A 10,930-nucleotide genomic window follows, 5' to 3' on the forward strand; every position below is an offset into this window, starting at 1 on the left:
TATCGCGAGCAGGCTCGCTCCCACAAGGGGGGTATGGGCCGAGTGCTCAGCTGTCCACCAGGTTCTGTGGGGTGCCGGCGGCCCAGGCGCCGATGTTGTCCAGGGTCGTCGCGGCGATGGCGGCCAAGGCTTCATGGGTCAGGAAGGCCTGATGCGCGGTGACCACCACGTTGGGGAAGGTCAGCAGCCGAGCCAGCACATCATCCTGCAAGGGCAGGTCGGAGCGGTCCTCGAAGAACAGTTGTGCTTCTTCCTCATAGACATCCAGCCCCAAATAGCCCAACTGACCGCTTTTCAATGCCTCGATCAAGGCAGGTGTATCCACCAGACCGCCGCGTCCGGTGTTGATCAGCATCGCGCCTCGTTGCATGGCAGCCAATGAATCGGCGTTGATCAAATGTCGGCTCTGCTCGTTGAGCGGGCAATGCAGGCTGATGATCTGCGCTTGTGCCAGCAGGTCGGCCAGGGGCAAATAGCGCGCCCCCAAGGCTTCGACCTGTGGGTTGGGATACGGGTCATAGGCCAGCAACTGGCAGCCGAAGCCGGCCATGATCCGCGCGAACGTCGCGCCGATCTGCCCGGTGCCGATCACGCCGACTGTCTTGCCCACCAGATCGAAACCGGTCAGCCCATGGAGGCTGAAATTGCCGTCCCGGGTGCGGTTGTAGGCGCGGTGCAGGCAGCGATTGAGGGCCATGATCAGCGCCACGGCGTGTTCGGCCACGGCATGGGGCGAATACGCCGGCACCCGGACGATGCTCAACCCCAGCCGTTTGGCAGCGGCCAGGTCCACATGGTTATAGCCGGCCGAGCGCAGGGCGATCAGCCGCGTGCCACCCTGTGCCAGCCGTTCCAGCACCGGGGCGCTCAGGTCGTCGTTGATGAAGGCGCACACCACTTCATGTCGTTCGGCCAGGGCCACGGTGTCGAGGTTCAGGCGTGCTGGCTGAAACTGCAGTTCAAGGCCCGCGGGTGCCGGGGCTTTACTGAAACTGTCGCGGTCGTAGGTTTGGCTGCTGAAAAGAATCACGCGCATGGCGGCCTCCTGGCATAAAAATAAACCCGTACGGTCGGGGTAGGAGCCTGGATTTTCCTTGATCCTGGGTTTTAGGCTGTTGCCCTGGATCAGGCGCTGATGCGTGCCTCGTTGGCCAGGCGGTCGATGGCACGCTCCAGTTCCTGCAGAGCGGCCTCGGCCTTGGGGTCCTGTTGTTTGAGCAGGGTCTCGCTGCGCTGGCAGGCGGCGCGCAATTGCGGCACGCCACAGTAACGAGTGGCGCCATGCAGGCGGTGGACCCGTTCGATCAGGGCGTTGTGATCATTGGCCTCGTTGGCCTGGCGAATCGCTTCGCGGTCGGCTTCCAGCGAAGCCAGCAGCATTGCCAGCATGTCCGCCGCCAGATCGGCCTTGCCGGCGGCCAGGCGCAGGCCTTCTTCGTGATCGAGCACCAACAGGTCGCTGCCGCCCTGAGCGTCGGTGCTGCGGTCCGGCGCCTGGTTGCGCAGGGCCAGGCCGGTCCACTTAAGCACCACCTGGGCCAGTTGCCGTTCGCTGATGGGCTTGGTCAGGTAGTCATCCATGCCGCTTTGCAGCAGGGCGCGTTTTTCGTTGGCCATGGCGTGGGCGGTGAGGGCGACGATCGGCAGCGGCGTACAATGACGCTCGCTTTCCCATTGGCGAATCGCCTCGGTGCTCTGGCGGCCGTCCATACCAGGCATCTGAACGTCCATCAGCACCAGGTCGAAGGTTTCCTTTTGCACCGCCTTGACCGCCGCATAACCGCTTTCCACCGCCAGCACCTTGGCGCCCATGTCTTCGAGCAACGTTTGCACCAGCAGCAGGTTGGCCGGGTTGTCGTCCACGCAAAGTACTTTGGGCGCGCGGCTGCCCACCGGCTCGTTGGGCTCGTTGCGAGGTGGGCGCGGGTTGACCAGGTCGGAAAGCGAGCGGCGCAGCTTGCGGGTGCAGGCCGGCTTGGCCTGCAATTGGCTGTGGGGGTTGGGCACGGAGAGGTGGTAAAGCGTCTGTTCAGTGGTGGGACACAGCACGAGTACCTTGCAGCCCAGATGCTCAAGATCCCAGATGTGCTGGCTGAGGCGTTCCGGCGGCATGTCGTTGCTGGTGATGCCCAGCACGGCCAGGTCGATCGCCTGGTCGGTCTGGTGGGCGACGGTCACACCGTTGGTCAGGTTTTCCAGGGTGTTGAACGGTGTCACTACCAGACCGCAGTCCTCGAGCTGGTGTTGCAGGGCCTGACGGGCCAGTTCATGGTTTTCCAGCACCGCTACGCGCCGACCCAGTAACGGCGGGCCAGGCAAATCTTCGGCGTCGTCACGGGTCTTGGGCAGGCGCAGGCTGATCCAGAACTCCGAGCCTTCGCCCGGCGTGCTGTCCACGCCGATTTCGCCACCCATCTGCTCCACCAGGCGCTTGGAAATCACCAGGCCCAGACCGGTGCCGCCCGGTTGCCGGGACAAGGAGTTGTCGGCCTGGCTGAACGCCTGGAACAGGGCCCGCACGTCCTGGTTCGACAGGCCGATACCGGTGTCCTGAATGCTGATGCGCAGTTGCACGCTGTCTTCGTGTTCGTCTTCCATCATGGCACGGGCGATGATGGTGCCTTCGCGGGTGAACTTGATGGCATTGCTCACCAGGTTGGTCAGGATCTGCTTGAGGCGCAGCGGATCGCCCACCAGCGACAGGGGCGTGTCCCTGTAGACCAGGCTCACCAGCTCCAGTTGCTTGGCGTGGGCGGCGGGGGCGAGGATGGTCAAAGTGTCCTGCAACAAGTCCCGCAGGTTGAACGGAATGTTGTCGAGCACCAGTTTGCCGGCCTCGATCTTCGAGAAGTCGAGGATCTCGTTGATGATGCCCAGCAGGCTGTCGGCGGATTTTTCAATGGTGCCCAGGTAGTCGAGCTGGCGCGGGGTCAGTTCGCTTTTCTGCAGCAGATGGGTGAAACCGAGGATGCCGTTGAGCGGCGTACGGATTTCGTGGCTCATGTTCGCCAGGAATTCGGATTTGATCCGGCTCGCTTCCAGGGCTTCCTTGCGGGCCAGGTCCAGTTCGATGTTCTGGATCTCGATGGTTTCCAGATTCTGGCGCACGTCTTCAGTGGCCTGGTCGATGCTGTGCTGCAACTCTTCCTGGGCGTTCTGCAAGGTGCTGGCCATGCGATTGATGCCTGACGCCAGCTCATCCAGTTCCTGGCTGCCCAGTGGTGGCAGACGGGTTTCCAGGTGACCATCCTTGAGTTGCGCCACGGCTTGCTTGATCTGGCTCAGGGGGCGGTTGATCGTGCGACCCATGCGCAACGCCAGCAGTGCGGTCAGGCACAGGCCGGCGCTGATCAACAGCAGGCTGGCGAACAGGCTGCGATAGCCGCGCAGTAACATGCCACTGTGGGACAACTCCAGTTCGACCCAACCCAGCAGCCGATCGGCTTCTTCGGGAATCAGCTCGCCGGCCAGGTTGCGGTGCTTGCCGAATACTGGCAGCAGGTAACGCGTGGCATCGTTGCCGGTGCGTTGCAGTAATTGGGCACTGTTGCCCTCCGGGGCGCGGTTGAGCATGGTCGGGCCGGCGTGGGCCAGCGATGTGCGATCGGGGGCCAGGAAGGTCACGGCGCGCACGTCCGCTTGCTCGAGGGACTGGGTGGCGATCCGCTCCAGCAGATCGGTGTCCTGGTGGCTCATGGCTGGGGCGACCAGCGGCGCCAGTTGTTCGGCGATCATTTCGCCACGTTGCAACAACTGGGCGTGCAGGTCCGATTGCTGCATCCAGGTGAAGTAGCCGCCCAGGACCAGTGCCATCAGGCTGGTCGGCAACAGGGTCAGCAACAGCACGCGGCCTTTGATTCCCAGTTTCTTGAGCACACTTTTCTCCTGCATCCAGCGGTCTGTTTGAGCTTTGCGCGCATCCGGCACGCAATACCTGCGCAGTGTAGCGACTTGCGGGCGGGCAATCTTCGTAAAATTCATGTCGTCGTGCATCGGTCTCGCCGGTTGCCGTGCCTCGGCGATACCTTCAATTCATTCAATTCGCCCTAAATGCGCATGATTGCTGAACTGCAGCTTGCCGCCCCATTTCGTTGCTTATTCCCATAAGCCATAACCACCACACTTTGCGTGATATGGCCGCGACGGGTTTGCCGGTATGATAGGCGCCCCCGCAGTCCGGATTGCGAATACGCCATGACCGTGCAGTACCCCACTATCGCCGATTGCGTCGGCAACACTCCGCTGGTTCGTTTGCAGCGCCTGCCCGGCGTGACCAGCAACACGCTTTTGCTCAAGCTCGAAGGGAATAACCCGGCGGGTTCGGTCAAGGACCGGCCGGCGCTGTCGATGCTCACCCGTGGCGAATTGCGCGGGCAGATTCGGCCCGGCGATACGCTGATCGAGGCGACTTCCGGGAACACCGGTATTGCCCTGGCCATGGCGGCGGCGATCAAGGGCTACAAGATGATCCTGATCATGCCGGACAACTCCAGTGCCGAGCGCAAGGCCGCGATGACCGCCTATGGCGCCGAATTGATCCTGGTGAGCAAAGACGAAGGCATGGAAGGCGCCCGGGACCTGGCCGAGCGCATGCAAGCCGAGGGTCGCGGCAAGGTGCTCGACCAGTTCGCCAATGGCGACAATCCCGAAGCCCACTACACCACCACCGGCCCCGAGATCTGGCGCCAGACCGATGGCACCATCACCCATTTCGTCAGCTCGATGGGCACCACCGGCACCATCATGGGCACCTCGCGCTATTTGAAAGAACAGAACCCGAACGTGCAGATCATCGGCCTGCAACCGATGGAAGGCGCGGCCATCCCCGGTATCCGTCGCTGGCCCGAGGAATATCTGCCGAAGATCTACCAGGCCGACCGCGTGGACCGCATTATCGACATGGCCCAGAGCGAGGCGGAGGACATCACCCGTCGTCTGGCCCGTGAAGAAGGCATCTTTTGCGGCGTGTCTTCGGGCGGTGCCGTGGCGGGCATGCTGCGCTTGTCCCAGGAAGTCGAAAACGCGGTCATTGTCGCGATCATTTGCGACCGAGGCGACCGCTACCTGTCGACCGGCATTTTCGACGCGCCCAACTGATGGCCAAGCAAGAAAGAGGTCTGCGCTTCCAGCCCAGCGGCGGAAGCCGGGCCCCGCAGGTGCCTGCCGGAAAGAAGCAGCGCTTGACCATCGAACGCTTGGCCAACGATGGGCGCGGCATTGCCTTTGTGGACGGGCGCACCTGGTTCGTGATCGGCGCCCTGGCCGGCGAAGAGGTCGAGGCGCGGGTGCTGGGGGCCCATGGCAAAGTGGTCGAGGCCCGCACAGAGCGAGTGTTTCTGTCCAGTGAACTGCGCCGTGCGGCGCCGTGCGTCCATGCCGGTCGCTGCGGCGGTTGCAGCGTCCAGCATTTGCCCCACAACGAACAGCTCGCCCTGAAACAGCGCATGCTCGCCGAGCAGTTGTCGCGGGTCGCCGACGTGCAGCCGGATGAATGGGCTGCGCCATTGAGCGGGCCGGAACTGGGTTACCGGCGTCGCGCCCGCGTGGCGGTGCGCTGGGACCAAAAGGCGAAAAAGCTCGACGTCGGATTCCGTGCCGTGGGCAGCCAGGACATCGTTGCCATCGGCGATTGCCCGGTGCTGGTACAGCCCTTGCAACCGATCATGAGCGGCTTGCCGCAGATGCTCCGTCGTTTGAGTAAACCCCAGGCGCTGGGCCATGTGGAATTGTTCGCCGGCTCGTCCCTGGCGGTGTTGCTGCGGCACATGTCGCCACTGTCGGCACCTGACCTGACGGTTCTCAAGGATTTCTGCGCCGCCCACCAAGCCCAGTTGTGGCTGCAGGGTGAGGGCGAGCCGCAACCGGTCGAACCGGGACAGACGCTGGGTTATCGCCTTGACGCCTGGGACCTGGAGCTGGCTTACCGGCCGGGTGATTTCATTCAGGTTAACGCCGGGGTCAACGCGGCGATGGTGGCCCAGGCACTGGATTGGCTGGCGCCCAAACCCGAGGAGCGGGTGCTGGACTTGTTCTGCGGTCTGGGCAACTTTGCCTTACCCCTGGCCAAGGTTGTGCGCCAAGTGGTGGCGGTGGAAGGTGTACAGGCCATGGTTGACCGCGCGGCAGCCAATGCCGTCAGCAACAATTTGAATAACACTGCCTTTTTTCAGGCCGATTTATCCCAGCCGTTGTCGGGTGCCGAGTGGGTCGGCGAAGGCTTTTCTGCGGTACTCTTGGACCCACCCCGCGACGGTGCTTTCGAGGTGGTGCGCAAACTGGCATCCCTGGGCGCCAGGCGGTTGGTATATGTATCGTGCAACCCGGCAACTTTGGCCCGGGACACGGTCGAATTGATCAAGCAGGGCTACCGGTTAAAACGTGCCGGGATTCTCGATATGTTTCCTCAGACGGCACATGTCGAGGCCATGGCGTTATTTGAAGCGAGCCAGGATGGCTTGTCCGACTGACCCGTTCGTGCCAACCACCACAGCCCTGGGCGGGGGCACGGGCAACGAAGGTCAGCGTTATTGACGCATTGAATCTGCGTCATAGGGAAGGTATGTAAAGATGGTACAGGTGAGAGCACACCAGCCGATCAACACCGACGGCAGTATCAATCTCGAGGCTTGGCTCGATCACGCGGTCAGTATCGACACGGCACTGGATCGCGAAGCCTTGAAAGAAGCCTGTGAGTTCGCGCGTGAAGCGGAACAGCAGCACAACGCGGCGAAGAACCTCTGGTCCGAAGGCACCTCGAGTTTTCAGACGGGCCTTGAGATCGCCGAAATCCTTGCCGACCTCAAGCTCGACCAGGATTCCCTGGTGGCTGCGGTGCTTTACCGTGGTGTGCGCGAAGGGCAGATCCAATTGCCGGTGGTCAGCCAGCGCTTCGGCACGGTGGTCGCCAAGCTGATTGACGGCGTGCTGCGCATGGCGGCGATCAGTGCCAGTCTCAGTCCGCGCCAGTCCATGGTCCTGGGCACCCAAGGCCAGGTGGAGAACCTGCGCAAGATGCTGGTGGCCATGGTCGACGACGTGCGCGTCGCCCTGATCAAACTGGCCGAACGAACCTGCGCGATCCGCGCGGTGAAGTCCGCCGACGACGAAAAGCGCAACCGCGTCGCCCGGGAAGTGTTCGATATCTACGCGCCACTGGCCCATCGCCTTGGCATCGGCCATATCAAGTGGGAGCTGGAGGACCTGTCCTTCCGCTACTTGGAGCCCGACCAGTACAAGCAGATCGCCAAGTTGTTGCATGAGCGGCGCCTGGATCGCGAGCGTTTCATCACGGATGTGATGACCCAGTTGCGGGAAGAATTGCAGGCCACCGGCGTGGAGGCCGACATCAGCGGCCGGGCCAAGCACATCTATTCGATCTGGCGCAAAATGCAGCGCAAAGGCCTGGAGTTCAGCCAGATCTACGACGTCCGCGCTGTTCGCGTACTGGTCCCGGAAATGCGCGACTGCTACACCGCGCTGGGTATCGTGCACACCTTGTGGCGGCACATTCCCAAGGAGTTCGACGACTACATCGCCAACCCGAAGGAAAACGGCTATCGCTCGCTGCACACGGCGGTGATCGGCCCGGAGGGCAAGGTGCTGGAAGTGCAGATTCGCACCCACGCCATGCACGAGGAAGCCGAGCTTGGGGTTTGCGCCCATTGGAAATACAAGGGCACCGACGTCAAGTCGGGCTCCAACCACTACGAAGAGAAAATCTCCTGGCTGCGTCAGGTGCTCGAGTGGCATGAAGAACTCGGTGACATCGGCGGTCTGGCCGAACAACTGCGGGTCGATATCGAACCGGATCGGGTCTATATATTCACCCCCGACGGCCATGCCATCGACCTGCCCAAGGGCGCCACGCCGCTGGACTTTGCCTATCGGGTCCACACCGAGATCGGCCACAACTGCCGTGGCGCCAAGATCAACGGGCGGATTGTGCCGCTCAACTACAGCCTGCAAACCGGTGAGCAGGTCGAGATCATCACCAGTAAACACGGTACGCCGAGCCGTGACTGGCTGAACCCGAACCTGGGCTACATCACCACATCGCGAGCGCGGGCGAAAATCGTTCACTGGTTCAAGTTGCAGGCCCGCGACCAGAACGTCGCCGCCGGCAAGACCCTGCTCGAGCGCGAACTCAGTCGCCTGGGTCTGCCGCAGGTGGATTTCGACAAGCTGGCCGAAAAGGCCAACATGAAAACCGCCGAAGACATGTTCGCCGCTCTCGGTGCCGGCGACTTGCGCCTGGCGCAACTGGTCAACCTGGCTCAGCAACTGGTGGAGCCGGAGCGCGGCAACGAGCAGTTGGAACTGATCCCGCGCAAGGCCACCGGCTACAAGCCCGGCAAGCGCGGCGACATCCAGATCCAAGGCGTGGGCAACCTGATGACCCAGATGGCCGGCTGCTGCCAGCCGTTGCCTGGGGATGCGATCGTCGGCTACATCACCCAGGGCCGTGGGGTGAGCATTCACCGCCAGGACTGTGCTTCGGTGCTGCAACTGGCCGGCCGTGAGCCGGAGCGGATCATCCAGGTCAGTTGGGGCCCGGTGCCGGTGCTCACCTACCCGGTGGACATCATCATTCGCGCCTACGACCGTTCCGGCCTGCTGCGTGACGTGTCCCAGGTGTTGCTGAACGAGCGGATCAACGTGTTGGCGGTCAACACCCGTTCGAACAAGGAAGACAACACGGCGCTGATGTCCCTGACCATCGAGATTCCGGGGCTGGATGCGCTGGGGCGGTTGCTGGGGCGGATTTCCCAACTGCCGAACATCATCGAGACCCGGCGTAACCGTACGCCGGGGTGATCCCATAACTAATTGTGGGAGCGGGCTTGCTCGCGAAGACGATGTGTCAGTCGACATCAATGTTGTCTGATATACCGCTTTCGCGAGCAAGCCCGCTCCCACAGGGTTTTGTGTGATGAGACGATTTAATGCATAGCCTCGAAGACCTGCTGCATCTGATGAACCGTCTGCGCGACCCGCAGTACGGCTGCCCGTGGGACATCAAGCAAACCTACGAAACCATCGTTCCCCATACCCTGGAAGAAGCCTATGAAGTGGCCGATGCCATCGAGCGCGGCGACTTCGATCACTTGCAGGGTGAACTGGGTGACCTGTTGTTTCAGGTGGTGTATTACAGCCAGCTGGCGCGGGAGGAAAACCGCTTCGAATTCGCCGGAGTGGTCGACAGCATCACCCGTAAGCTGATTCGTCGACACCCCCATGTGTTCCCTACCGGTGATCTGTATGCGCCGATGGACTTGCCGCGATTGAGCGAAGAGCAGGTCAAGCAACGCTGGGAAGAGATCAAGGCCGAGGAACGGGCCGAGAAGGCCGCCGCGCCCGAGCAGTTGTCGCTGCTCGACGATGTACCGGTGGCGCTGCCGGCGCTGTCCCGTGCGGCGAAGCTGCAAAAGCGTGCGGGGCAGGTCGGTTTCGACTGGCCGGACCCGTTGCCGGTGCTCGACAAGGTCCGGGAGGAGTTGGACGAAGTCCTCGAAGCGATGGCTGACAACGATTCGGTGGCCATCAGCGATGAGATCGGCGACCTGCTGTTCAGCGTAGTGAACCTGGCCCGGCACCTGAAAATCGACCCGGAGACCGCCCTGCGTGACGCCAATGGGAAATTCGAGCGACGTTTCCGATTTATCGAACAGGCATTGCGCGACACCCACCGTCCCATGGAAGATTGCACTCTCGAAGAGTTGGACGCCTTATGGGGCGAAGCCAAACGTCAGGAAAAGAATTTGCCCAGCTGTGGCTGAGGCTGTTGCCTAAGTGAGTAAGCACCATGAGCCTTTCCCTTCGCGACCAGTTGCTCAAAGCAGGGCTGGTCAACCAAAAGCAGGCCAAGCAGGTCGGCAAAGAGAAACAGAAACAGCAGCGCCTGGCCCATAAGGGTCAGATCGAACTGGATGACTCCCAGCAGCGTGCCGCCCAGGAGGCGATGGCCGAGAAGGTCAAGCGCGATCAGGAACTCAACCGTCAGCAGCAGGAAAAAGCCGAGCAGAAAGCCCGGGCCGCGCAGGTCAAGCAATTGATCGAAGTCTCGCGTTTGCCGAAGCTGACCACTGAGGACTATTACAACTTTGTTGACGACAAGAAGGTCAAGCGCATCTCGGTCAACACGCTGATGCGCAACAAGTTGAGCAGCGGCTCGCTGGCGATCGTCCATCATGCCGGCGGCTACGAAGTGATCCCGCGCGAAGCGGCCCTGAAAATCCAGGAGCGCGATCCCAAGCGCATCGTGCAGCTCAATACCCAGACCGAAGAAGTGGACGCTGATGATCCGTATGCCGCGTATCAGATTCCTGATGATTTGATGTGGTAAGCCCGGTGCAATGCCAGTGAGCTAAACATAAAACCTGTGGGAGCCGAGCTTGTGTGGGAGCCGAGCTTGCTCGCGATGGCGGCGTGTCAGTCAGTACATTACCTGGCTGATATACCGCCATCGCGAGCAAGCTCGGCTCCCACAGGGGCTGTGGTGTTCTTACGATCCCGCCGCCTCACCCGAGCGCTGCCTTTCCTGGCATTCCAGCTCGGCCTTATAGCTATTGGCATCCGTCTCGGAGTGGAACATCCCCACCAACAGGTCCTGTTGATGCACATCCCAGATCCGGATCCCAGCAGCAATGGCTTCGTGGGACATGTGGGCATCGTCGCGTTCATTTACTTTCACAGTCATCTTGCAAGCTCCAATCTCTGTTATCTGCAGCAAGGCGTGTGCAGGACTTTGTTATAGATTTGGGTAGCCGGCTAAGTAAATGCCTGGGTCTGTTAAGAAAATTTCATGAAAAACGCAATGATTCTGCAGACCAAGGGCTGTGCGGCGCTTGGTCGCAGGGGTGGGTTTCATGAAGAAGGTTTCATGCTGCAGGAATGAACGCAGCCCCCCTGTGGGAGCGGGCTTGCTCGCGAA

The 10,930-nt window shown here is 61.7% G+C and carries 9 protein-coding genes; 5 read left to right on the forward strand and 4 right to left on the reverse strand.

Annotated elements, in window-relative coordinates; translation table 11 throughout:
- Positions 1-46 precede the first annotated feature (46 nt).
- On the reverse strand, positions 47-1,036 hold the full coding sequence (locus HU811_RS19655; protein WP_092457217.1) for a 2-hydroxyacid dehydrogenase: 990 nt from the start codon (positions 1,034-1,036) through the stop codon (positions 47-49).
- 89 nt (positions 1,037-1,125) lie between these two features.
- A complete protein-coding gene (locus tag HU811_RS19660; protein ID WP_092402734.1) occupies positions 1,126-3,876 on the reverse strand; it encodes a response regulator in 2,751 nt (916 codons plus the stop codon).
- A gap of 318 nt (positions 3,877-4,194) precedes the next feature.
- Here HU811_RS19660 and cysM point away from each other — a divergent pair, with 318 nt between their 5' ends.
- The 5 genes from cysM (at position 4,195) to HU811_RS19685 (ending at position 10,342) form a co-directional block, all read left to right on the forward strand.
- The gene (gene cysM, locus HU811_RS19665) at positions 4,195-5,097 is read left to right on the forward strand and encodes a cysteine synthase CysM (RefSeq protein WP_092402736.1); all 903 of its coding nucleotides are present in this window, start codon (positions 4,195-4,197) and stop codon (positions 5,095-5,097) included.
- Positions 5,097-6,467 carry a 23S rRNA (uracil(1939)-C(5))-methyltransferase RlmD gene (gene rlmD, locus HU811_RS19670; RefSeq protein ID WP_186657597.1) on the forward strand — a complete coding sequence of 457 codons (1,371 nt, stop codon included), beginning with the start codon at positions 5,097-5,099 and terminating at the stop codon, positions 6,465-6,467. Before cysM ends, rlmD begins: the two co-directional genes overlap by 1 nt.
- 100 nt (positions 6,468-6,567) lie before the next feature.
- Positions 6,568-8,814, forward strand: a complete 2,247-nt coding sequence (gene relA, locus HU811_RS19675) for a GTP diphosphokinase (RefSeq protein WP_047228731.1) — start codon at positions 6,568-6,570, stop codon at positions 8,812-8,814.
- A 128-nt stretch (positions 8,815-8,942) separates the two neighbouring features.
- On the forward strand, positions 8,943-9,776 hold the full coding sequence (gene mazG, locus HU811_RS19680; protein WP_186657598.1) for a nucleoside triphosphate pyrophosphohydrolase: 834 nt from the start codon (positions 8,943-8,945) through the stop codon (positions 9,774-9,776).
- A gap of 26 nt (positions 9,777-9,802) precedes the next feature.
- On the forward strand, positions 9,803-10,342 hold the full coding sequence (locus HU811_RS19685; RefSeq protein ID WP_186657599.1) for a DUF2058 domain-containing protein: 540 nt from the start codon (positions 9,803-9,805) through the stop codon (positions 10,340-10,342).
- 159 nt (positions 10,343-10,501) lie between these two features.
- Here the strand turns inward: HU811_RS19685 and HU811_RS19690 are convergent, their stop codons facing one another.
- Together HU811_RS19690 and HU811_RS27490 are read right to left on the reverse strand one after the other, a co-directional pair.
- Complete coding sequence (locus HU811_RS19690) at positions 10,502-10,696, reverse strand: hypothetical protein (protein ID WP_186657600.1); 195 nt, start codon at positions 10,694-10,696, stop codon at positions 10,502-10,504.
- A gap of 51 nt (positions 10,697-10,747) precedes the next feature.
- Positions 10,748-10,930 (reverse strand): hypothetical protein (locus HU811_RS27490; RefSeq protein WP_225248465.1); only part of this gene is annotated, 183 nt, incomplete at its 5' end.

Source organism: Pseudomonas tehranensis, assembly GCF_014268615.1.
Taxonomy (GTDB): Bacteria; Pseudomonadota; Gammaproteobacteria; order Pseudomonadales; family Pseudomonadaceae; genus Aquipseudomonas; species Aquipseudomonas tehranensis.